The sequence below is a fragment of the Actinacidiphila paucisporea genome (assembly GCF_900142575.1).
GTDB lineage: Bacteria > Actinomycetota > Actinomycetes > Streptomycetales > Streptomycetaceae > Actinacidiphila > Actinacidiphila paucisporea.
Genome location: NZ_FRBI01000035.1, coordinates 1 through 23,071, shown reverse-complemented (window position 1 = coordinate 23,071; position 23,071 = coordinate 1). Strand labels below are relative to the sequence as shown.

At 70.4% G+C, this 23,071-nt stretch carries 17 protein-coding genes, 1 tRNA gene and 1 pseudogene; 13 read left to right on the top strand and 6 right to left on the bottom strand.

What is annotated here, in order from left to right; all coding sequences use genetic code 11:
* Positions 1 to 333 precede the first annotated feature (333 nt).
* Positions 334 to 1,554 carry an MBL fold metallo-hydrolase gene (locus tag BUE44_RS32105; RefSeq protein WP_073502541.1) on the top strand — a complete coding sequence of 407 codons (1,221 nt, stop codon included), beginning with the start codon at positions 334 to 336 and terminating at the stop codon, positions 1,552 to 1,554.
* Positions 1,555 to 1,635: 81 nt separating this feature from the next.
* Here BUE44_RS32105 and BUE44_RS32100 read toward each other — a convergent pair whose 3' ends face one another.
* Positions 1,636 to 2,253 carry a GNAT family N-acetyltransferase gene (locus BUE44_RS32100; protein WP_073502540.1) on the bottom strand — a complete coding sequence of 206 codons (618 nt, stop codon included), beginning with the start codon at positions 2,251 to 2,253 and terminating at the stop codon, positions 1,636 to 1,638.
* Positions 2,250 to 5,264 (bottom strand): glycoside hydrolase family 2 TIM barrel-domain containing protein, encoded by a 3,015-nt coding sequence (locus BUE44_RS32095; RefSeq protein ID WP_079190278.1) that lies wholly within the window; start codon positions 5,262 to 5,264, stop codon positions 2,250 to 2,252. Before BUE44_RS32095 ends, BUE44_RS32100 begins: the two co-directional genes overlap by 4 nt.
* Positions 5,265 to 5,499: 235 nt before the next feature.
* Between BUE44_RS32095 and BUE44_RS32090 the strand changes: the two genes are divergently transcribed.
* Positions 5,500 to 6,078 carry a hypothetical protein gene (locus BUE44_RS32090; RefSeq protein WP_143172637.1) on the top strand — a complete coding sequence of 193 codons (579 nt, stop codon included), beginning with the start codon at positions 5,500 to 5,502 and terminating at the stop codon, positions 6,076 to 6,078.
* A gap of 97 nt (positions 6,079 to 6,175) precedes the next feature.
* Positions 6,176 to 6,249, top strand: a tRNA-Pro gene (locus tag BUE44_RS32085).
* A gap of 194 nt (positions 6,250 to 6,443) precedes the next feature.
* Here BUE44_RS32085 and BUE44_RS32080 read toward each other — a convergent pair.
* The 4 genes and pseudogenes from BUE44_RS32080 to BUE44_RS32065 form a co-directional block, all read right to left on the bottom strand.
* The gene (locus BUE44_RS32080; RefSeq protein WP_073502538.1) at positions 6,444 to 7,670 is read right to left on the bottom strand and encodes a tyrosine-type recombinase/integrase; all 1,227 of its coding nucleotides are present in this window, start codon (positions 7,668 to 7,670) and stop codon (positions 6,444 to 6,446) included.
* A 34-nt stretch (positions 7,671 to 7,704) separates the two neighbouring features.
* Positions 7,705 to 8,073 (bottom strand): annotated as a pseudogene (locus BUE44_RS32075) (transposase family protein); the annotation flags it as partial.
* 138 nt (positions 8,074 to 8,211) lie between these two features.
* Positions 8,212 to 10,017 carry a WD40 repeat domain-containing protein gene (locus BUE44_RS32070; RefSeq protein WP_143172636.1) on the bottom strand — a complete coding sequence of 602 codons (1,806 nt, stop codon included), beginning with the start codon at positions 10,015 to 10,017 and terminating at the stop codon, positions 8,212 to 8,214.
* A gap of 233 nt (positions 10,018 to 10,250) precedes the next feature.
* The gene (locus BUE44_RS32065; RefSeq protein WP_079190277.1) at positions 10,251 to 12,044 is read right to left on the bottom strand and encodes a pentapeptide repeat-containing protein; all 1,794 of its coding nucleotides are present in this window, start codon (positions 12,042 to 12,044) and stop codon (positions 10,251 to 10,253) included.
* 1,053 nt (positions 12,045 to 13,097) lie between these two features.
* Between BUE44_RS32065 and BUE44_RS32060 the strand changes: the two genes are divergently transcribed.
* The 10 genes from BUE44_RS32060 to BUE44_RS32015 form a co-directional block, all read left to right on the top strand.
* Complete coding sequence (locus tag BUE44_RS32060; protein WP_235002679.1) at positions 13,098 to 14,486, top strand: tyrosine-type recombinase/integrase; 1,389 nt, start codon at positions 13,098 to 13,100, stop codon at positions 14,484 to 14,486.
* Between the two features lie 330 nt (positions 14,487 to 14,816).
* Positions 14,817 to 15,281, top strand: a complete 465-nt coding sequence (locus BUE44_RS39015; RefSeq protein ID WP_073502535.1) for a hypothetical protein — start codon at positions 14,817 to 14,819, stop codon at positions 15,279 to 15,281.
* A 251-nt stretch (positions 15,282 to 15,532) separates the two neighbouring features.
* On the top strand, positions 15,533 to 16,333 hold the full coding sequence (locus tag BUE44_RS32050; RefSeq protein ID WP_235002677.1) for a FixH family protein: 801 nt from the start codon (positions 15,533 to 15,535) through the stop codon (positions 16,331 to 16,333).
* A 121-nt stretch (positions 16,334 to 16,454) separates the two neighbouring features.
* Complete coding sequence (locus BUE44_RS32045) at positions 16,455 to 17,675, top strand: permease (RefSeq protein ID WP_073502533.1); 1,221 nt, start codon at positions 16,455 to 16,457, stop codon at positions 17,673 to 17,675.
* Positions 17,676 to 17,826: 151 nt separating this feature from the next.
* Positions 17,827 to 18,504, top strand: a complete 678-nt coding sequence (locus tag BUE44_RS32040; protein WP_073502532.1) for a response regulator transcription factor — start codon at positions 17,827 to 17,829, stop codon at positions 18,502 to 18,504.
* A gap of 1 nt (position 18,505) precedes the next feature.
* Complete coding sequence (locus BUE44_RS32035; RefSeq protein ID WP_159450323.1) at positions 18,506 to 20,026, top strand: sensor histidine kinase; 1,521 nt, start codon at positions 18,506 to 18,508, stop codon at positions 20,024 to 20,026.
* Between the two features lie 123 nt (positions 20,027 to 20,149).
* Entirely contained in the window at positions 20,150 to 21,112 is a 963-nt protein-coding gene (locus tag BUE44_RS32030) for an ABC transporter ATP-binding protein (protein WP_073502531.1), read from the top strand.
* On the top strand, positions 21,109 to 21,993 hold the full coding sequence (locus BUE44_RS32025; protein WP_073502530.1) for an ABC transporter permease: 885 nt from the start codon (positions 21,109 to 21,111) through the stop codon (positions 21,991 to 21,993). The genes BUE44_RS32030 and BUE44_RS32025 overlap by 4 nt, the downstream gene beginning before the upstream one ends.
* Before the next feature lie 3 nt (positions 21,994 to 21,996).
* Positions 21,997 to 22,455 (top strand): hypothetical protein, encoded by a 459-nt coding sequence (locus tag BUE44_RS32020; RefSeq protein ID WP_073502529.1) that lies wholly within the window; start codon positions 21,997 to 21,999, stop codon positions 22,453 to 22,455.
* Positions 22,456 to 22,784: 329 nt separating this feature from the next.
* Positions 22,785 to 23,071, top strand: a 287-nt coding sequence (locus tag BUE44_RS32015) for a transposase (protein ID WP_200804594.1), incomplete at its 3' end; no start/stop codon positions are given.

The window sequence follows — 23,071 nt, the reverse complement described above, 5'->3', positions numbered from 1 at the left end:
CCCGGATGGTGTTGCCACTGTGTTGCGCCATCTGACCCGCGGTCGGCACGGCTGTGACCAGCACGTCTGCCCTCGACCCGGGCAGATGCGCCACCAGGCCCGGTCTTCCCGCGCCCGCACGACCCGGCCGCGGGCAGGCAGCGCACCGCGCAGGGCCCCCCGCCTGAGCGGCGCCGCGGGAGCCGGGTGGGCGCCGCGCAGAGCCCGCGCCCGAGCAGTGCCGCGGGGCCCGGGCGGGCGCCGCGGGGCGCCTCCGTGAAGATCCGGTCGCGCCCGCATAATGGAACAGGCGGATATTCCGCCGATCAGGACGTCTGTGTACCTGGAGGAAACGTGACCGGCGCCGGCCGTCAGCCGTCCCGCCTCGTGAAAGCGCGCCCCGCGGCGTTCGGGGCCGACCCCACGGGCGCGCGCCTCGACCGTATCCTTCGGTCGCCGAACTACGCGGACGGCGCTTTCGTGAACCCGGTCGGCGCCCGCCCCGGCCCTGGAAGCGAATTCTTCAAGTCACTGCCCGCGACCCTCCGCAAGGAGGCCCGGGTGCCGAGGAAGCCGGCCAGGCCGATCCCGGTGCACCCCACGACGCTCGCCGACATCGCGGTGCCGCCCGCGTCCGGGCTGCGGCTGACCTGGATGGGCCACTCCACCGTGCTGGCCGAGATCGGCGGCCGCCGGGTGCTGTTCGACCCGGTGTGGGGCGAGCGCTGTTCTCCCTTCCCCTTCGCCGGCCCGCGGCGCATGCACCCCGCGCCGGTCCCGCTCGGCTCGCTGACCGGACTCGACGTCGTGGTGATCTCGCACGACCACTACGACCACCTCGACATGCCGAGCATCCTCGAACTCGTCCGCAGCGACGTCGTGTTCGCGGTCCCGCTGGGCGTCGGCGCGCACCTGGAGCACTGGGGAGTGCCCGCGGCCCGGCTGCACGAGCTGGACTGGAACGAGTCCACCGAGATCGCCGGCCTGCACCTGACCGCCACCCCCGCCCGGCACTTCTGCGGGCGCGGCCTGCGCGGCCGGCAGCAGACCCTGTGGGCGTCCTGGGCGGTCACCGACGGCACCCACCGGATCTTCCACAGCGGCGACACCGGCTACTTCCCCGGCTTCGCCGACATCGGCGCCGAGCACGGCCCCTTCGACGCCACGATGATCCAGGTCGGCGCCTACAGCGAGTTCTGGCCCGACATCCACATGACCCCGGCCGAGGGCATGCGGGCGCACACCGACCTGTCGGGCGGCACCCCGCGCGGCGTGATGCTGCCCATCCACTGGGGCACCTTCAACCTCGCCCAGCACGCCTGGGCCGACCCCGCCGAGGGCACGGTGGCCGCGGCCCGCGGAACCGGCTCGAAGATCGCCGTCCCTCGGGTCGGCGCGCCCTTCGAGCCCGCCGACCCGCAGCCCGACGACTGGTGGTGGCGCGAGGTCGCCGTCGTCCCGGCGGGCGGCTGGCCCGCGCACCCGGAGCGTACGGCCGGTACCGGGGCCGAGCGCCCGGTCGGCGCCGGGACCGAACACGCGGCCGGCGGCTTCGAGGCGGCCCGCCCCGAGTAGCCGGCGGCCGTACGCCCACGGCCGGCGTTCGGGAACGCTACGACGTCGGCCCGGACCGGCCGTTACGAGGCCCTCCGGTCACTACGAGGTCGCCCGCCCCAGATACGTCAGCACGCCCGCTTCCGGCACCGTGATCTCGTGGAAGCCGAGCCGGTCGTAGAAGGCGCGGGCCGCGACGTTCTCGGTGAGCATCCCGAGGTGCACGGCCGGCACCCCGCGCTCGGCCAGCGAGCCGAGGAAGGCGTCCATCAGCGCCCGCCCGTTGCCCGCGCCCTGGAAGTCGGGCAGCACGTCGATGTGCAGGTGCGCCGGGTAGCCGGCCAGCGCAGGCACCACCATCCGCTCCGGGGTGTGCAGCAGCGAGGCCATCACCTCGCTCGGCGTGGCCGGTTCGCCGTCCGGCGCGGGCCAGCGGTCGGCCACCGTGGGCAGCCACTCGTCGCGGAAGCGCTTGACGAAACCGGCCGTGTCGGCGGTGCCCAGCACGTAGCCGACCGCCTGCCCGTGCCCGTCGTCCACCACGAAGACCGACTCCGGCTCCAGGACGGCGTAAGGCGCGGCGAAGAGCGTCCCGAGCAGGTCGCGGTCCTCCTCGGGGTAGTCCGCGCTCGCGTCGCCGCCGGCGGCCCCGGTGCGCAGGCAGATGTCGTAGAGCGCCGGCAGGTCCTCGGGCCGGTAGGGGCGGATCGTACGGGTCACTGCTGCTCCAGGTCATCGGGCTGAAGGGGCTGCTCGGCGGACCGACCGGGCTCGGTCGCGTCCAGCGGGACGAAGGTGAAGGAGAAGGCGGCGGGCGCGGCTTCCAGCCGGAAGCCGGGCAGCACCTCGGGGCCGCAGGACGCGCTGCCCAGGCCGTGCAGGGCGTGGTCCAGATGCACCCACAGCACTTCGGACCGCGCCAGGTCGTAGGTGTGCTCCGCCGCGTCGAGCGCCTCGGTGCTCCACGGCCGGGCGGTCAGCCAGAAGGCCGGCGACCCCTCGATCCGCAGCCCCGAGCCGTCGGCCCTGCGCAGTTCCGCCCAGCGCACGTCGGGCCTGGCGCCGTTCTCCTGCGGGCGGACGTACGGGGTCTGCAGCTCGTCGACCGACGCGTGCCAGCGCCCGATCCTGGCCGCGGTCCGGCTGTCCGGATACGCCTCGCCGGGCCCGCCGCCGTACCACTCGACGGAGTCCAGCGTGGGGCACAGGCCGAGCCGTACGCCGAGCCGGGGGAGCGGCAGCAGCCAGTCGCCCTCCGGGGTCACCGCGACGTCCAGCCGCAGCCGGTCGCCGGTGGCCCGCCAGGTGCAGACGGTGAGCAGGGCGCGGTCGGCGGCGGCCGCGGCGACCCGGGTCGTGACGGTCAGCGTGTCGCCGCCGGCCGCGACCCGCACCACCCGGTGCCGCATCCGGTGCAGGCCCGACTCCCGCCATCCGCGGTCGAGTTGGCTGTCGGGAAACCAGGGCATGCCGCGGTCGTTGTCGGTCGGCGCCCGCCACACGTCCAGGCGCGGGGCCTGCACCTCGCTGCCGCCGAGGTAGCGCAGGGCTCCGGTGGCGGCGTCGAAGGTGCCGGGGCCGAGGACGACCATGCCGCCCTCGGCCAGCCGCGGGGAGTGCGGTCCGCCGTCCCGGCGCACCCGGGCGCCGGTTCCCGGGCCGTCGACGGCCCGCGGCGCCGCCGCGAACTGCGTCCACGCGACCTCGTGCCCGGCGGGCGCCCACGCGGTGTCCTCGGCCAGCACCGCGCGTACCGTCCACCACGCCTCGCCGGTCGGGTCGCCGGCGTCGGCGGGGTGGCGGGGCATCAGTGGCAGGTCGAGCACCGCGCTGCGACCGGGCCCGGTGGGCGGCACCGTGAACCGGCCCGCGTCGCCGACCACCCCCGCCACCTCGTAGGTCCAGCTGAAGGCCAGCCCGGAAAGGTCCGCGAAGTCATGCCGGTTGGTCACCGTCACCTGCCCGCGCACCGGGTCGCCCTCGATCCGTACCGGCTCGATCACCTTCTTGTACTCGACCAGGCCGGGCGACGGCGTACGGTCGGGGAAGAGCAGCCCGTCGCAGACGAAGTTCCCGTCGTGCAGCTCCTCGCCGAAGTCCCCGCCGTAGGCGAAGTACGCCGTCCCGTCCGCGGTCCTGCGCCGCAGCCCGTGGTCGATCCACTCCCAGACGAAACCGCCCTGGCAGCGCTCGTACGTGTCGAAGATCCGCTGGTATTCGGCAAGCCCGCCGGGCCCGTTGCCCATCGCGTGCGCGTACTCGCACAGCAGGAAGGGCATGTTGCGCCGCCGCTTGTCCAATTCGGCGTCGGCCAGCGGCGCTTCGGCGCGGCGGCCGATCAGCTCGGACTCGGCGTGGTCGGCGTACATCCGCGAGTAGACGTCGGTGTCGGCGCAGCTGAGGTCGCCCTCGTAGTGGATCGGCCGGGCCGGGTCCCGCTCCCGGATCCAGGACGCCATCGCGGACAGCCCCGCGCCGGTGCCGCACTCGTTGCCCAGCGACCACATCACCACCGACGGGTGGTTCTTGTCCCGCTCCACCATCCGGGCCGCCCGGTCGAGCAGCGCCGGCGTCCAGCGCTCGTCGGCCACCGGATTGCCGCGCCAGCCGACCTCCTGGAATCCGTGCGTCTCCAGGTCGCACTCGTCGATCACCCACATGCCCAGCTCGTCGCACAGGTCCAGGAACGCCGGGTGCGGCGGGTAGTGGCTGGTGCGGACCGCGTTGATGTTGTGCCGCTTCATCAGCAGCAGGTCGTCGCGCATCGTCTCCTGGTGCAGGGCGCGCCCGTGGTCCGGGTCGAACTCGTGCCGGTTCACCCCGCGGAAGGCGATCCGCCGCCCGTTGACCTTGAGGAGCCCGTCCTCGACGGCGACGGTACGAAAGCCGATCCGCAGCGGGATGCGCTCTCCCTCGGTCGCCAGCTCCGCGTCGTACAACCGCGGCAGCTCCGCCGACCACGGCTCGACGGGCACCGTCACCGACTCGCCGGTCGGGACGTCCAGCCCCAACTCGGGCACGGTGACCGTGCCGCCCGGCTCGCAGTCCACCCGCAGGGTGCCGGTGCCGGTGGTGTGGTCATAGCCGCAGTGCACGAAGAAGTCGGTGACCGCGCCCTCCGGCCGCTCGATCAGCGTGACCTCACGGAAGATCCCCGGCAGCCACCACATGTCCTGGTCTTCCAGGTAGCTGCCCGACGACCACTGGTGCACCCGTACCGCCAGCACGTTCCCGCGCGTCTCCAGCAGCTCGCCGACCTCGAACTCCACCGGCAGCCTGCTGCCCTTGAAGGTGCCCAGCTCCGTCCCGTTCAGCCACACCCGGGCGCAGGAGTCCACCCCGTCGAAGCGCAGCACCGCCGCCCCGCCCGGCCAGTCGTCCGGCAGGTCGAAGACGCGCAGGTGGTCCCCGGTCGGGTTCTCGGTCGGCACGTACGGCGGGTCGACCGGGAAGGGGTAGCGGACGTTGGTGTACGCGGGCTGCCCGTGCCCCTGCAGCGGCCAGTGCGACGGCACTGGCAGCACGTCCCAGTGGGCGGCGTCGTAACCCGGCCGGGCGAAGGAGTCGTCCTCCGCCTCCGCGGTGGCCGACAGCCGGAACCGCCACGCACCGCCGAGGCCCACCCGCCGCGCGTCGGACACCGCCCACCACGCCCGCGGCGGGAGCGCTCCCGAGCCGGGGGCCATGTCCTCGTAGTACGGAACGGCCGCGGACGGCTCCGCCTCGTGCATCGTCGCTGCTCCTCAGTTCCCGGATCCGCTGGTGTCGAACGCGCCGCTCCGGTCCGGCCCGGTCGATCCCCGGTACCGATTCTGCTGAGGTGGCGGGCCCGCCGCTAGATGTAACGATCATCGATTTCCGCCGACCGCCCCCCGGAATCCGAACACCACTGCCGGGCAACGGACTTGACCGCCCTGTCGGGCCACTGGGATCCTGCCCGCCCGAAATGACTGGGGGGACAGCTCGATGACTCACTCACCCGCCGTGACGGCGGTCACATCGACGGCCGCCGCCGCCGAGCCGATCAGCGGCCTCACGGGCGGCTCGGCCTTCATCCTGATCGCGATCGTGGTCGTGGTCGCCGCCGCGGTGGCCGTCGTACCGCTGATCATGGACGTCCGCCGGGCCACCGCCTGGCGCCGCCAGCTCACCGACCAGCTGATCGACCGCGCGGCCACCGACCACGAGATCCGCGACTTCCTCCGCGACCTGCGCGAACCCCGCGGCGTCCGCGGCCTGACCCGCAGCATCATCGCCGTCCTCATCCTCGCCCTGGTCGGCTTCGCCCTGGCAGTCGCGATGCTCTCCTCGGGCCCCGACTCCGGCGACCTCCGCAAGACCATCGTGACCTCCCTGATGACCGTCCTGGCCACGGTCGCCGGCTTCTACTTCGGCTCCCTGGGCGCCCAGAACAGCGCGGAAGACGCCCGCCGCGAGTCCGTCCCACGCCTCCCGAAGCCCACCCCCACCCCGCCGAAGCCCACCCAGACCCCACCCGCACCCGCCTCGATCCCCCCCGCGTCACCCCCCGACCACGAGGCGTGACCCCCCACCCCCGGCGTGCGAGCGAACACCTCCCGACGTGAGGTATTGTTCTCGTGCACGGCCTCCCCGGAACAACAACCCGGGACCGGCCAAGCACCGGGACGTGGCGCAGCTTGGTAGCGCACCTGACTGGGGGTCAGGGGGTCGCAGGTTCAAATCCTGTCGTCCCGACGGTGCACAGAGGCCCACTGACTGGCATTTTGCCAGGTCAGTGGGCCTCTTGCTTTTTATGGCAACGATGTTCGTCTGATGACGGGTCAGTAGCGGGGGACCACTGGGGGACCTCGGCTCAGGAAAAGCCGCAGATCAGAGCCTGTTTCGCTGGGGACCATGATCACGCCGTGGGGGAGCGGATTGTGCGGTTCCTACAAGCGGCGGAGGGTTGCCGACAGCCCGGGGGAGGGCGGCGGCAGTGCGGGCGACTTGGTCAGGTGGGTACTGATGGTGCGGCCGGCGTGCATGACGGTGTGCAGGTCGGGGTGGAGGTAGCGCTGGGTGGTGTGCAGGGAGCCGTGTCCGGCGATCAATCGCAGGACGTGCAGGGGCACTCCGGCGTCGGCCATCCATGTCAGGCCGGTGTGGCGGAGGTCGTGGCGGCGCAGGTGGTCGTAGCCGAGTGAGTGGACGACTTCGTCCCAGTGGGTGGCGTCGCGCAGGACGGCGGTGGTGATGCGTCCGCCGCGTGGTCCGGTGAACAGGCGGGCGTCGGGCTTGTCCCGCAGTACGAGCATGCGTTGGGCGACCAAGGGGCGTATCTCCTCGATGAGGGGGACGCGGCGGGCGGTCTTGCCTTTGGTGTTCTTGTCGGCGAGGCCGCCGGGGGAGGGGGTGTTCTGACGGCGCAGCGTCCAGATCCAGTTCCTGGTGTCGATGTCCTTGACCCTCACTCCGGAGACTTCCCCGATGCGGGCGGCGGTGCAGGCGGCGAAGGTGACCACGTCGCCCCAGCCGGGGTACTGCTCATGGGAGCGGGCGACCAGGGCGGTGGCGAGTTCTTGCAGGGCGGCCCAGTCGCGCAGGGCGAGCGAGCGGGGGTCGTCGAGTTCGTCCTCGGCCAGCTGGTACTGGCGCTGCCAGCCCTTGATGCGGGCGGGGTTGGTGGTGATCAGCCCATCTCGGACGGCCTGCTCCATGACGCGGACCAGGACGGCGAGGGTGTTCTTGACGGTGGAGCGGCCTTCGCCGTCGGCTATCCAGGCGTAGGTGGTGCGGTCGACGGCTCCGTTGGTCACCATGGTCACCGGAAGGTGCCCCAGTGCCGGCACGACGCGCAGGCGCCATCCGCCCAGGTAGGGGTCGGTGGTCTTCGGTTCGAGGCCCGGTAGGGCCAGTGTCATGTGGGTGTTGCCGTACTCGGCGAGGGTCTGGGTGGCGGCTGTGGGGTCGATTCCGCGGGCAGCTGAGCTCAGGAGTGCGTCGAGCCACTCCTTCGCGTCGTCCTCGGTCGAGTGGGATTGGGAGAGCGACGTGCGCCGTTTGGTGTGGGGGTCTATCCATCGCACGCGGGCCCTGTAGGGGAGCGCCCGGCCGGGGCGGTGCTCGATATCAGATGACAGGTCCACTGCGATGGGGAGTTGGTGGCGGTAGGGCAATCAGGCCGCCCTTCGGCCGAGGGGTGACCGTCGGGCCGGTCTGGCCTCGGATTTTCATGAAGGGGCCTGTCCGAGTCTTGATCAAATAGGCGAGGAGGCCCGGCAGGGCGAGCGAGAGCCACAGCAGCCGGCCGCCGGGATCGGTGAGGACCTGCACGTTCACGCCGTGGCGCCGGTGCTTGTGGGAGTAGTCGGCCCGGCCGTCGCCGACCCGGTCGCACTCGGCGAGAGTCCCGTCGAGAAGGACGAAGTCAGGCTCATGCTCGCGCAGCGTCTTCAGTAGGCCCGGTTCACGTTCGGCGAGCAGGCCAACGACCCCGCTGATGTGGGTGTGGGCGGTGGACTCGCCGATCCCGAACCCGGCAGCGATCTTTGCCAGAGTGGTGTGTTCGCGCAGGTACACCCCCGTTGCTTAGGAGCAAACGACCCTCGGGGTTGCGCCGGGTGGAGTGCTGCTTGGAGACAACCGACCCCGGTGGCCACCTGCTTCCGGGGTGGTGCGCTGGTGATCACGGTCCGACGGCAGGGGGCATTCGGCTGTCTATGTCTGCCACAGCCGCACCGTGCTGTCGTCGCAGGCGGTGGCCAGGAGGCTGCCGTCGGGGGAGAACGCCACCGCCTTGACCCAATCGGTGTGGGTGAGGGGCTCCCCGGCGGGCTGACAGGTGCCCGGGTCCCACAGCCGCACTGTGCTGTCATTGCTTGCGGTGGCCAGGAGGCTACCGTCGGGGGAGAACGCCACCGCGTTGACCGAACGGGTGTGGGCGAGGGGGGCCGCCACGGGTTGGCGGGTGACGGGATCCCACAGTCGCACCTTCTCGTCGTCGCTTGCGGTGGCCAGGAGGCTGTCGTCGGGGGAGAACGCCACCGCATTGACTGCACGGGTGTGGCCGGTAAGAGGGTCTCCGGCCGGCTGGCCGGTGGCGGTGTCCCACAGCCGCACGGTGCGATCACGGCTTGCGGTGGCCAGGAGGCGGCCGTCGGGGGAGAACGCCAACGAGCTGATAGAACCTGTGTGGCCGGCGAGGGGCTCGGTGACGGGCTTGCGTGCGGCGGTGTCCCACAGGCGCACTTTTTTGCTGCTCGCGATGGCCAGGCCTCCTTCGGGGGAGAACGCCAGCGCGGTGACATGCCAGGCGATCCGACCGCGCAAGGGGTTGCCAAGCCGCTGATGCGTCGAGGGGTCCCACAGCTGCACTGTGCCCCCGCAGCGGGTGGCCAGCAGCCTTCCGTCGGGTGAGATCGCCACCGCGCCCACCAAGCCGGAGTGGTCCAGGAGAGGGTCCACGGGGCGGAGGGTGACCAGGTTCCACAGCCGCACTCTCGCGTCGTAGCCGGCGGAGGCCAGCACGCTGCCGTCGGGGGAGAACGCGAGACCGGAGACGGCGTGTGTGTGGCCCGTCAGTTCGGCAAGCAGTGTGTAGGGCCGGTGATGCTGGTGCGCCGGTGCGCTGCTGCTGGCGGAGATAGGGGCGGCCGGTGGGCGCAGGAGGCGCTGTACTGCCTTCAGGACGCTGGGAACCGCAGGCTCGGGGGCTGGCACCAGCGGGCCGGGTCGAGTTCCCCGGTCGGCTGCCGAGGGAGGCGCGGGAGGGGCGGCGGCGCCGATGGGCTTGCCGGTGAGGACTGCGGTCTCGTGCAGATGACGGCGAACCGTGGTGAAGGTGCGGTGCTCGGTGGTGCTGGTTGCGAGGATGCTGAAGTGGTCCCCGGGCAGGACGGCGGCGTCGGGGAAGACGGACCGGGCCGAGGCCACCGGCACGACGCGGTCGCTCTCTCCGGCGTAGACGTAGAACGGGATGGGGCACGTCCGGTCGGTGACGTCGGCTGCGTGCAGCACGCTGTTGACGATGATCCGGCGGGTGTCGATGACCTGGTCGCTTAGCGGCCGAAGATCTCTTTCCTGCGGGTGCCTGCCGGAGCGGCCGAAGACGACACGGCGCAGTGACAGCAGCAGTTGGGATCCGTCGTTGGGGCAGGCCAGCATCACCACCCTGCGGATCCGGGCCAGCTCGCGGCCGTGGCCGTCAGTGAGCATCCGCGCCAGGTACCGCTGGACGACCAGCCTGCCCCTGCTGTGCGTGATCACGACCAGATCGGTGAACTGGCCGCCTTCGGTCTGCAGGTACTCCTTGAGGCTGTCGGCCACGGTGCTGATCTCCGGAAGCACCTGCAGCGGCCGCAGCGGGTTCCACCGGGCGGCTCCCGTGGCGAACGCGAAGGGCAGCACCCGCGCGAAGCCCAGCGTGCGGTCCTGCTCGATCTGCTCCCGCAGCAGTCCCCAGGTCTGCGGCCCGGAGTTGAAGCCGTGGACCAGCACCACACCTAACCGGTCGTCCCCCACCATCACGCGCCCTTCCACCCCTGTCCTGATCCGACACGTTATCGGCCCGGCCCCACCGCCGCTGCCCGGACCGCCCGGACACATCGTCGCTGACGCCCGCTGACCCGCGCTGCCCCGATCGGTGAATTGACCACACTCGCGCGAGCGATCCGCAACGGTCTGATGCGGCGGTCTCGCAGCACTACCGCTCCGGTCGACGCGGGGGGTGCCGGTCCCGCGTCCCGCGGGTCGGGGGGTCAGCGTTTGATGCGGCTGCGGACGGCGAGAGCAGCAAGTCCGAGGAGGACGGGTTCAGTGAGGCGAGCGGGCATTTCGGTGTAGGTGCCGGCGGTGGTGAGGTCTTGTCCGGAGGAGCGGAAGATGACGGAGTTGATGACGACGCGCAGGCTCTTTTCAAGCCGTTGCCTGGTCAGGCGGTGCGTGACCGGCCCGCTGGGATTGGCCGGGTCGGGGTTGACCGTGGTCAAGGCGATGCGTTGGCCCGTGAGGGTGCCGGTGCTTGTCGTGGGAGTGTCGTTGCGGGGTAGTCCCCAGGTCGTCATCAGCAGCATGGTGAGGGTGACGGCCACCAGCAGCCAGCCCAGGGCGCGGGTGGCGCGAAGACCGTAGCCGGACAATGCCCAGTAGGCGGTCAGCAGGGCGTGTTCGGCTGGAGCGGTACGGGCATCGGCGCGACGCATCTCCATTTCGCCGTAGTAGAAGTCCGCTGCCCCCGGCTCGTTGCTGTTGTCCTCGTACGACTTGCGCAGGTCCCGGTACATGGTTGCCAGTGCCGCGGGCTGGACGATGTCGATCGCGCCTCCGGGGGGTGCGGGCATCCATCCGGGCACAGTGCGGGGCTGCGTGTGGCGCCAGTGCTGCTCGTCTGCCACGGTGCTGCGGCGGGTTTGCCGCACCGGCCACCAGCCGCGCCAGTGGATACCGGCCGGCGTGCTCGCGAACAGGCAGTCGCCGCCCAGGCGGAGCTGGTCGAGATGGACCGTGCCGGCCAACAAGCAGCCGGTCAGGTCAACATCGGCCAAGACCAACTGGGCGGCATCGACGCCGCGTACCGAAGCGACCCGCGCCCGTTCCTGCACGGCGGCCAATGCACTGTCGTCCATCGGTATTCCCATGGCGGTGGGGAAAGGGCGCGGTCGCCCGGCGACGGTCAGAGGGCGATCGAAGACAGCATCGCTCAGGTCTAGCTCGGCATAACGCAGCCACACTGTGGCCTTTTCCCTCCATCGCGTCCGTCGGCACACCACTCTTTTCGCCGCGGCCCGCACCGTGACCGGAGCGGAGAACGACGCTACGGAGAAGTCCAGCGTCTCCGCGCACATCAGTGGTCCCAGCTCGTCAGCGCTCTCGAAGACCGCCGATCCGAATATGGCGTTCCGGCGGAAGGCGGCCCTTTCGAACCTGGTGCCTGCACCGAAGGTGGCCGATGTGAACACGGCGTCTCCGTAGAAGGTGGCGGCCTCGAAGAGGGCGTCCCCGTCGAAAGCGGCAGTCTCGAAGACCGCGTCCGCGCTGAAGGTGGCCGACCTGTACATGGCATTCCCCGTGAAGGTGGCCAAGCCGAGCCCCACCTTCGCGTTGAAGACGGCGAAGTCGAACCAGGCGTCCGTGCTGAAGGCCGCGGCCTTGAACACGGCGTCTCCGTAGAAGGTGGTGCCCTCAAAGACGGCGTCCCCGCCGAAAGTGGCGGCTTCGAAGACCGCGTCCGCGCTGAAGGTGGCCAGGCTGAACCTGGCCTCCGTACTGAAGGTGGCCGACCGGAACTCGGCGTTCCCGCCGAAGGCGGCCGACCCGAACCAGGCGCCGCTGCTGAAGGTGGCTGCGTCGAACACGGCGTTCCCGCCGAAGGTGGTCGACCGGAACCGCGTGGTGCTGCTGAAGGTGGCCGATCGGAACGAGGCGTCACCGGTGAAGGTGACCGAGTCGAACGCGGCTGCCTCGCTGAAGGCGGCCATGTCGAACCGGGCCGTTCCTATGGTCGCGTTTCCGGTTATGGGCTCGGTCAGATGCTTCAGGATCCGCCTCAGCATGTCCCCGGTGATGGTGGTCCCCCGAAGGTCCAGGTTGGCGCCCGGGGACAGAGACGCCAGGTATGCCGACTGCTCCGTGGCGGCGGCATGGGCCAGGCACCGAGGAGAAAGGGCGACCGTGACCCCGCTGCATCCCGCGTAGGGATCCGCCGTTCCCGCACCATCGCCGCAAGAAGTCCACGAAGCAGACGCAGTGGAAGTCATGTTCCGGTACTAGCCCAGTGCCACCGGCCTGGCAGGGACGTCCTCTCAACCGTTATTCCATCGATGTCCAGCAAACGGGGCGTTGGTTGGGTAGAGCCCTACGGTGCGGTGTCGCTGGACTGTGGAGGCGGGTGAGGAGCGGGAGCGTGCCGCTGGCGCCGGACCAGGGTCTGGACGACCTGCCGCTACCGACAGCGAGTGCACCGCACTGCCGACTCTCCGCACCCTGCGATACCGCCAGCTCGGTGAAGTGGCAAGGGGGCATCCCTCGTCTTCCTCACCCACACAGCGCAGCGCGTCGCCGCTGAGCGCTCGGCCAACAGTGTAAATAGGCCCCTGTCTACTCCTCATTGCGGTGTCCTACGTGCTAAGACGCGAAGCGGCGAAGGCCTGTTGTAACCCTACAAACTTCGCGTCACACAGAGCCCGTTTTTCAGGAGCAACGACTCGGAGCCGGCGCTCTTTCCGGAGTTTCCGCAGGCCACAGCTTTCTCTGATGCTTCGTCATGCATTTCGCGCCACAAATACGCCACGCGCTCCGACGTCGTATCTGATTTTCCGTCAGCTGGTTCTCTTCTGGTGGTCTCGGGTCATGTATACCCGGCCGGCGTCCTGGAAGTCCCGCCTTTGCAGTCGATGTGAGGCAGGGCGGAGCGGCCCCCATGCAAGGGTGATCACACGGTGTGATGTCCCTGGCCTCCCGTGGAGCGTCTACCTGGGCTGACGCATGTCTGCGGCCCTGGTGAGGGGAGTGTGGTTGGTGCTTTCGCGCCGGTGTGTGCTTCTGCGCGCCCGGGCGAGCGGGGGTGTGGGTGGGCAGTCCTTCCTTCTCGACGTGAGGGGACTGGCATGGTGCAGCAGTTGGTGCAGGGTGGGATGGCGGTGCCGGGTGGCGGTCTGGTGATCGGTCGCCGGCGGGGGCGGGAGTTCCGGCATGACGTTCCGGTGGAGCGGGGCCGGGGTGTTGCCGCGGTGGCGGGGGAGTTCGGTGCGGAGCTGGCGCGTGCGCTGCGGGCGAGCCTGTTGCCGGCCGGGCAGGGTGTGTACGGGCTGCGGGGTCCGTCGGACCTGACGTGGTACGCGTTCGCCACCGCCTACGCCTGGGACCGGTGGGTAGGGCGGGCGGCGACCACGCGGAACAGCACGAGCGAGGCGTTGACGCTGGTGACCCGGTCCATGCTGTGGGACATTCCCGGTCGGCCGGGCGAGACAGTGCTCCACCGTGCGCTGCGCTCGTGGGCGTTCGTGGTGCCGGGTGCGGAGGCGCGGGAGATACCGGCGCAGGACCGGCTGGTGCTGGCGTGGGTAGCGAAGGCGTCCCGGCCGCTGATCGACCTGTATGACCCGGCCGTCGCCCGCGGTGTGCTCGAGGCGCTGTCGCTGAAGCGCGACGGAGGTCCCGCGGCGCCGGACACGGTGAGCCGCAAGCGCCGGATCCTGGTGAACGCCCTGTATCACGCGATCGAGCAGGGGGAGCTGGGCAGCAACCCGCTGGACCGGATCCGGTGGCGGGTACCGAAGCAGGCCAGTGCGGTCGACCCGCGGGTGGTGGTCAATCCCCAGCAGGCCGGGGATCTGCTGGCCGCGCTGTCCTACGTCGGCGGGTTCAAGCGGGCCAGGGGGCGCCGGCTGGTCGGACTGTTCGCGGGCATGTACTACGCCGGGCTGCGACCCGAGGAAGCCGTCGCGGTGACCCTGGCGGACTGCACCTTGCCCGTCAGCGGCTGGGGCCGGCTGGTTCTGCACCGTACCCGTCCGCAGGCGGGCAAGAGGTGGACCGACTCGGGTGAGATGCACGACGACCGCGGCTTGAAGAGCCGCCCGCCCGGAGAGGTCCGCATCGTCCCCCTCCCACCCTATCTGGTGGCTATTTGGCGCGGCAGCGTCCGGATGTTCGGCACCGCACCGGACGGGCGGCTGTTCTTCACCGAACGCGGCGCCATCCTGGGCTACACCACCTTGCACCGCGCCTGGAAAGACGCCCGCGCTCTCGCCCTGCCTCCCGAACTCGCCGCGACACCGCTCGGCAAACGCCCCTACGACCTGCGCCATTCCGCCCTGTCGACCTGGCTCGCAGCCGGCGCCGACCCCGCCGAAGTCGCCCAACGCGCCGGCAACAGCGTCGAAGTCCTCCTCACCCGCTACGCCAAATGCCTCTACGACCGCCAATCCATCAACAACCAACGCATCGAAAACCTACTCAGCGCCTACGACGCACCCTCGGGCGCGGATCAGTAGCTGAATGGTGGCAGGCAGGGGGAAAACGGAAATTACTTAGTTCTCGAAAAGGATCGCCGGCGCCACGGTCCGCCTGCCGTCGCGATGGCGTGGCGACACGAGCTATATCGGGAGAAGTCGAGGCATTAGATCTCCACACCCCAACGCCGTAGACGACCCGCACGCTCGGCTCGCCCACCACATCGCCTGCTGAACGGCTGAGCGAAGGCGGCTTCCGCGAGGCCGGGCTGCGCAATGTGCCCGGGCGCCTGTTACCGGGGCGGGGTATGGTCGCATCCGCCGTCGCCCTCGGGCGCGGGCCGGGTCGAGACGAGTAAAGAGGCGCGGGCCATGAAGGGCAGCAGGCAGGTCGGCAGGCGGGGCACTGCCCGGGTGCTCGCGATCTGTGTCGTCCTGGCAGGCCTGTTCCTGATGCACGGTTCCCCGGCCTCCGCCGCCAACGGCTGCCACGGCGACCTCTCCGCATCCATGTCCGTTCCCATGTCCGCGGGAAGTGACCCTGGCACCGCACCGCCTTCCGCGGCGTTCGGCAGCCATGAAGCGATGACGCATCCCGGCAGCGGACAGGCCGTACGAGCTGGGGCGCCGCCGATGGCGCACGGCGTGACGTGTCTGTCCACTCCCGCCCATGGGCGTCCCGTGCTGCCGTTCAGGGCGCTGACGGTGATCGTCGCGGCCCAGGCGCTGGCGGGGCTTGCCGGCCGTGTGCTGGTACGTGGCAGAGCGACCCGTCGCGGGCCACCGCCACCAGGCGGGCGCGGCCTCCTGCTCCAGGTGAGCGTCGCGCGGACCTGATCAGGGCTCTGTCGTACCGGCCAAGAGGTCGGGCGGCCACGGCTCCCCTGATCAGTTTCGCGCGCCGGGAAGGCGCGCCCACCCGGAAAGACCTCACTGCCATGTCTGCTTCTGCACGATCTTCTCGTCCAGCCCAGCGTCTCCGGATCCTCGCGGCGACCGGCCTGACCGCCGCGCTCTCGCTCATCCTGGTGGCCTGCGGCTCCTCGTCCCACGACTCCTCGTCCATGCCAGGAATGGACCACGGCGTGATGCCTTCGACCACCGGCGCCATGCCCTCGCCTGCAGGATCCTCGCACGAAGACCCGTCCATGCCGGGCATGGACAAGATGGCCGGCGGCAACGGCCTGTCCGACTCCCAGAACGGCTACCGCCTCACCAGCAGTACCGCCACGCTTCCCGTGGGGACGAAGGCGTCGTACCGGTTCTCGGTGACCGGTCCGGACGGCTCTCCGGTGACCGCGTACGCGGTCGACCAGACCAAGCGGCTGCACTTCTACGCCATCCGCTCGGACCTGACCGGCTTCCAGCACTTCCACCCGACCATGGCCAAGGACGGCACCTGGACCGCGTCCCTGGATGCGCTCACGCCCGGGGCGTGGCGGGTGTTCGCCTCCTTCACCCCCGACAGCGGCCCCGGCAAGGGCACCGCGTTCGTCCTCTCGCGCACCGTCACCGTCCCCGGCAGCGCCTCGCAGACCCCGCTGCCGGCGGCCGCGGGCTCCACGACGGTCGACGGGTACACCGTGACCGTCAATGGTGAGCTGAGGGCCGGGATGGAGCACCCGCTGACCGTGACGATCACCAAGGGCGGCAAGCCCGTCACCGACCTGCAACCGTACCTGGACACCTACGCCCACCTGACGGCCTTCCACGCCGGCGACGCCGCGTTCGCGCACCTTCACCCGACGACGATGGTCGACGGCGACCACGGCGGCCCGGACCTGTCCTTCCACGCGCAACTGCCCAAGGCCGGCAACTGGCGGCTGTTCCTGCAGTTTCAGACCGCCGGCACCCTGCACACCGCCGCGCTCACCATGAACGTCGGCTGAACCACAGGCGGGGGCGCCGCCCGTCTGGGACGGCGCCCCCGCCCCGACGCGCCCCCACGCCACCCTGTACTGGGAGTGCCGGGGCGGTGTCCCGCCCGTCATGCTGGGGAGGCTTTGACACATGCACGCGATCTTGCACGCGCTGTCGATCACCGGTTCGATGACTTGGGAGATCACTTGGGCGCTGATCTTGGGCTTCGCCCTGTCCGCCGTCGTGCAGGCGGTGGTCCGCAGGTCCACGATCGTCTCCCTACTCGGCGACGACCGTCCGAAGACGCTGGCGGTCTCGGCCGGCCTGGGCATGGCGTCGTCCTCGTGCTCCTACGCCGCGGTTGCGCTGGCGCGTTCGCTGTTCCGCAAGGGCGCGAACTTCACCGCGGCGATGGCCTTCGAGATCGCCTCGACCAACCTGGTCGTCGAGCTCGGGGTGATTCTGGCGCTGCTGATGGGCTGGCAGTTCACGCTCGCGGAGTTCGTCGGCGGCCCCGTCATGATCGTCGTGCTGGCCGTGCTGTTCCGGCTGCTGCTGCGCGAGCGCCTGCTGCACCAGGCCCGCGAGCAGGCTGAACGCGGCGTCGCCGGGTCGATGGAGGGCCACGCCGCGATGGACATGTCCGTCCAGCGGCAGGGCTCCTTCGCCCGCAGGCTGCTGTCGCGCGAGGGCTTCACCTCCACCGCCCACGTCTTCGTCATGGAGTGGGCCGCGATCCTGCGGGACCTGGTGATCGGCCTGCTCATCGCCGGGGCGATCGCAGCCTGGGTCCCGGACGCGTTCTGGCGGCACTTCTTCTTTTCAGGTCACCCGCTGGCGTCCAAGGTGTGGGGGCCGCTCGTGGGCCCGCTGGTCGCGATCGCCTCGTTCGTGTGCTCGATCGGGAACGTGCCGCTGGCCGTGGTGCTGTGGAAGGGCGGCATCAGCTTCGGCGGCGTGGTCGCGTTCATCTTCGCCGACCTGCTGATCCTGCCGATCCTGAACATCTACCGGAAGTACTACGGCGCCCGCATGGCGCTGTTCCTGCTCGGCACGTTCTACGCCGCCATGGTCGTGGCCGGCTACGTGGTCGAGCTGGTCTTCGGCGGCCTCGGCCTCATCCCCGACCTGGCCGCCGCCAAAGTCCCCATGCAGGGCGTCACCTGGAACTACACCTCCGTGCTGAACATCGCCTTCCTCGCCCTGGCCGCGGTCCTGCTGTGGCGGTTCTTCCGCACCGGCGGCACGGCGATGCTGCGCATGATGGGCGGCTCACCCGATGCCGGCCACCACCAGGCGGGCCACACCCATGAGAATGGGCAGCGTTCTTCGGCAGGCGGGCATGTCGGAAATCGTCACGGCCACCACTGACCCGGGACCCGACGCTCCATATGCTGCCGTCCATGAACATCACCGGGGAGTGCCTGCGCGCCGCTCCTGCAGACCCTGGCCGTGCTCTGCAGGATTCGGAACGGATATTGGAACTCGCCGAGGAGAATCGGGACGCACGGGGGGCGGTGCGGTGCGCGTTCTTGTAGTGGAAGACGAGCCGCGTCTGGCGGACCTGCTCGCTCGTGGTCTGCGTGAGGCCGGGCACATCGTGGACGTACGGCACACCGGTCCCGAGGGGCTGCAGGCCGCGCTGAGCGGCGACCATGACAGCGTGGTGCTGGACGTGATGCTGCCAGGGCTGGATGGCATCGCCGTCTGCCAGGAGATACGGAACCGCGGCCGCGGCGTGCCGGTGCTCATGCTCACCGCCCGTGGCGGCATACCCGACCGGGTCGCCGGCCTGGATGCCGGTGCCGACGACTACCTGCCGAAGCCGTTCTCCTTCGACGAACTGCTCGCCCGGCTGCGGGCGCTCCACCGGCGCGCCGTCGACGCGACCGCCGCCGACCTGCACGCCGGTGACCTCGTCCTCGACCCCGGCCGCCGTCGGGTCTTCCGCGGCGAGACAGAAGTGGTCCTCTCGGCACGAGAATTCGACGTGCTGGTCCTGCTGCTCAGCCGGGCCGGCCGCTGCGTCACCCGGTACGAGATCCTCAGCGAGGTGTGGGACGGCGAGACCGATCTCAAATCCAATGTCATCGACGTATACATCGCCAGTCTGCGGGCCAAGGTCGACAGGCCCTTCGGACGGCACGCCATCGAAACGCTGCGCGGCGCCGGATACCGCCTCCAGCCCGACGGTGGCTGACGTGGCCGCGGTCCCGGACACCGCCCTGCCCACCACCCCAGAGGCGGCGCTGCGCCGCCGCCGGTGGATGCCCCGCCGGGCACGGTTGCTGCCGTCCTGGGGGCGTCTCCCGCTGAGGGTCCGGTTGGTGGCCGGCTTCTGCGTGGCCATCCTGCTGGTCCTCAGCGGCGCCGGCGCGTTCGTCTACCTGCGCGTGCAGTACGCGCTGGACCTGCGGCTGAACGAAGACCTGAGCGACGAAGCGCAGCTGGTGGCAGCACACGTCTCACCGGTACGGGGAACCGTCACCGACGCGACGGCCATCCGCTCCTACTTCCAGGTCCTTGACTCCAGCAACCGGGTCATGGCCCACGGCCCCGGCGTCGTCAACACCTCCCTCCTGCGCCCGCGGGAGCTGGCTTCGGCGCTGGGGCGGCCTCAGCGGCGGGACCGCGGGGCGCTGCTCCCGATCAGCGCCAGACCACAGCGCCTGTACGCCGTGCCACTGGGAGCAGGAGCCAGGCCGCCTGCGGGACGGCCTGCCGTCGTGGTGGTCGCGGTCCGCCGGGATCAGCGCGACGAGGCGCTGCGCGAGCTGATCGGTCAGCTGGCCTTGGCCGATGTCGCCACGCTCGTCATAGCGTCGCTGGTTGGGTACCGGCTTGCCCGTGCCGCCCTACTGCCGGTGGAGCGCTACCGGGTGGAGGCCGCCCGGATCGCCGGCGGCGCCACCGGGGTGCGGCTGGCCGTGCCCGACACCGCCCAGGACGAGGTCGCACGCCTCGGGCGAACCCTCAACGACATGCTTTCTGCGCTGGAAGACGCCGTGGAGCGCGAGCGGCGGTTCGTCAACGACGCCAGCCACGAACTGCGCACCCCGCTTACTTTGCTGTCGACCGAGCTGGAGCTCGCGCTGCGCCGGCCGCGCACCGCGGAGGAGATGGAGCACACACTGCGGGCCGCGGCCGCGGACACCGCCGACCTCATCACGCTGGCGGAGATGCTGCTCAGCGTCGGCGTCGAGAGCTTCGACAGCCGCACGGCGCCCGCGATCGATCTCGGCCGGCTCATGGAGGGGTTCGTCGACCGCCACCGTGCCTCCGCCTCCCACCGGGACAGGCTGGTGCTCGCCGACACGGCGCGCGGACTGATCGTGCACGGCGACACCGCCCGGCTGGGACAGGTGGTCACCAATCTCCTGGACAACGCCATGCGCCACGGCACGGGAACCGTCAGCGTCATCACCCGCGAGGAGGAAAACTTGGCCGTGATCACGGTGCACGACAACGGCTCCGGCATGGAGCCGCAATTCCTTCCGCACGCCACCGAACGCTTCAGCCGTGCGGACGCCTCCCGCACCTCGCCAGGCAGCGGACTGGGGCTGTCCCTGGTCGAATCCATCGTGCGGGCCCACCACGGCGAGCTGCGCATGTGTTCCGGTACCGCACACCACCACGGGGCAGGACACCCCGCCCACCCGACCTGTCGCCATCCGGGCACGGGGACCACGGTCACCGTCGTCCTGCCGATGGCCACGGCCTGATCCCCGAATTGCCCGCAATCACGTCGCGCCGGTTCTGTCGGACGCTACGGGGTCGGTCCCGGCCGTCTGGCGCGCCGCTGGGCTTCATCGCACTTTCATGTCCGATCTCTAGCGTCCGGGCGCATGAGCGAAGTGCTGGCGGTTGATGCCGCCGACCTCACCAAAATCTACGGTAACGTGACCGCGTTGGGCGGGATCAGCGTCCAGGTCGCCGAGGGCGAGGTCTACGGGATCCTGGGCCCCAACGGCGCGGGCAAAACGACCTTCCTGCGGATGCTGTTCGGACTGATCCGCCCCGACAGCGGAACCTTGCAGGTGTTCGGCCGCTCCTGGGAGTCCCATGGCATCGGTGTCTTGGAGGGCGTCGCAGGGTTCATCGAGAGCCCGAAGTTCTATCCCGGACTGACCGGCCGCAAGAACCTGGAACTCCTGGCCGGTCTGGACGGCGGAACCACGCCCACCCGTATCGACGAGGTCCTCGACACCGTCGACCTCACCGAGCGGCAGCGCCGGAAGGTCGGCGGCTACTCCTTCGGGATGCGCCAGCGACTCGGTGTCGCCGCCTCCCTGCTGCGCGACCCCAGGCTGCTCGTACTGGACGAACCTGCCAACGGCCTCGACCCCGCGGGTATCCGCGATATGCGCGCGCTGGTCAAGCGCCTGGCCGCCAGTGGTCTGACAGTGCTGCTCAGCAGCCACGACATGGGCGAGGTCGAGCACATCTGCGACGACGTCACCATCATGCGCACCGGATCGGTCGTCTACCACGGCTCGATCGCCGCGCTGCGTGAGCAGGCGCCCGCACAGGCGCACCGCATCGCGACCACCGATGACGACGCCGCGGAGAAACTCGCCCGCGCCCGGGACCTGGACGTCACCCGTACCGAGGAGGGCCTCGCGGTGCGCGGCACGCAGGACCGCATCGACAGCCTCGTCGCGGACATCGTCGGTGCGGGGATAGCCATGCGCGGGCTGAGCTTGGACGAGACCCCGCTGGAAGCCCTGTTCTTCATGCTCACCGAACCCGCGACCCACACGGCCGCACTCGACGGCGCCACCCCGGCCACCAGCGGAGCACACCAGTGAACGCATCCACCCTCACCGCGCCCGACGCCCCGCAGACGGCCCCCGAAGCACTGAGGCCGGCCCGCCGACCGGGCACGGCCACCGTCCTGCGTTGGGAGATCACCAAGCTCGCCGCGCAGGCCCGCAGCCGCTACACCCTGCTGGGCTGCGTGCTCGGCCCCATTGCCATCGTGCTGATCTTCAACGGGCAGCAGACCACGCCCAGCGACACGATCTACGGCCGGCAGATCCACACCAGCGGCTACGCGATGCCACTGTTCCTGCTCGCCTTCGCCTCGCAGTGGATCTTTCCCGTGCTGGCGTCCCTGGTCGCCGGCGACATCTTCGCCAACGAGGACCAGCACGGCACCTGGAAGACGATCCTGACCCGCTCGGTCAGCCGCAGCCAGATCTTCTGGGCCAAGACCGTCACCGCGATAATGTTCACCATTGCCGAGATCGTCGTCCTCGCCGCCACCACGATCGTCGCCAGCATGCTCCTCATCGGGACCCAGCCCCTGAGTGGTCTCAGCGGCCAGCCCCTCGCGTCCGCGCACGCGCTGCAACTCGTCATCGCCAGTTGGGCCACCGCCCTGCCGCCGCTGATCGGCTTCACCACACTGGCCATCCTGCTGTCCGTCGTCACCCGCAACCCCTCCGCCGGCGTCGCGGCGCCCGTGGTTCTCGGCCTGGTCATGGGCCTGCTCGGCACCATCGGCGGATTCGACCTCACCCGCCGGTTCCTGCTGACCACCCCGCTGGACTCCTGGCACGGCCTGCTCACCGAGCCCCCCTTCTACGGCCCGCTCACCTTCGGACTGGGCGTCAGCGCCGCGTGGACAGTCGTGTGCCTGGGCTTCGCCTTCTTCTCCCTGCGTCGCCGCGACATCACCGGAGGCTGACCCATGAACCGCACCCGCATCCTCAAGGTCGGCCTGAGCCTGGCCGCCGCAGCCGCGGCGATCACCGCCACCACCGCCGCAGGAAGCCCTGACGTGACCAAGGTCCGTGTCGAACGAGCCCTGGCCCCCACGTTCGCCAACCTGTATGTCCAACGGGCCCACATTCTCGGCATCCCCGGCATCACCGTGACGGGCATCGCCCCCTCCGCCAAGTGCGACCGCGGCGGTCCGAAGGTCGCCGACGTGGGCTCCGGCGCCGACTGGATCTGCAAGATCACCTTCCACGACGACCACAACAAGGTCCAGACCGGCAAGTTCGAGCTCCAGATTAAGGCGGATTCCAGCTACGTCGCCGGCGGCCCCTCCAAGCTCATCGGCCAGGCCACCATCACCGACAAGACGGGCAAGGACGTCCCCAACCCCGTCTTCGAGTTCGACGGCGCCCTCAACCCCAATAGCTAGACAGAGCCGTCCGGATCAGCGGCCCACCACCGAATTCATAGGGCTGACGCATTCAAGGACCGCGGCGGTGTGCTGCGGTCCTTGGGGCGGGCGTACAGGCGTTGCGCGCCTCGCTCGACCGCACCCACCGGTCAGAGGCCCGTGACCGGCCGGGACGCGGGTGTCGGGTCGGGCCGCTGGTCTGCCTGTCGGGCTGAGTGGAGATCATGAACCGTCTCAGGCCGACCAGTCGTGGGGCGGCAGATGGCCGAGCTGGTGGTCGGCGAATTTGAGGGCCTCGACCGGGTCTGTACGGTGACCGGTGTATCTCCTGATCAAGGAAGCACCTGATGAGCGACGTGATCGCCTCTGTCGAGGCGGCTGAGGATGTACGCCCGGTCGAGTTGCCGGCGGATGTGCTGGACGAGCAGTTGATCGGCCAGTTGGTGGACCGGGCCCGTGCAGGTGGGCTGCAGTTGACCGGTGAGGGCGGGCTGTTGCAGCAGCTGACCAAGCGGGTGCTGGAGTCCGCCCTGGAGGGCGAGATCACCGACCACCTCGGCTACGAAAAACACGACCCGGCCGGTGCGGGCAGCGGCAACTCCCGCAATGGTGTGCGGGCCAAGACGGTGCTGAC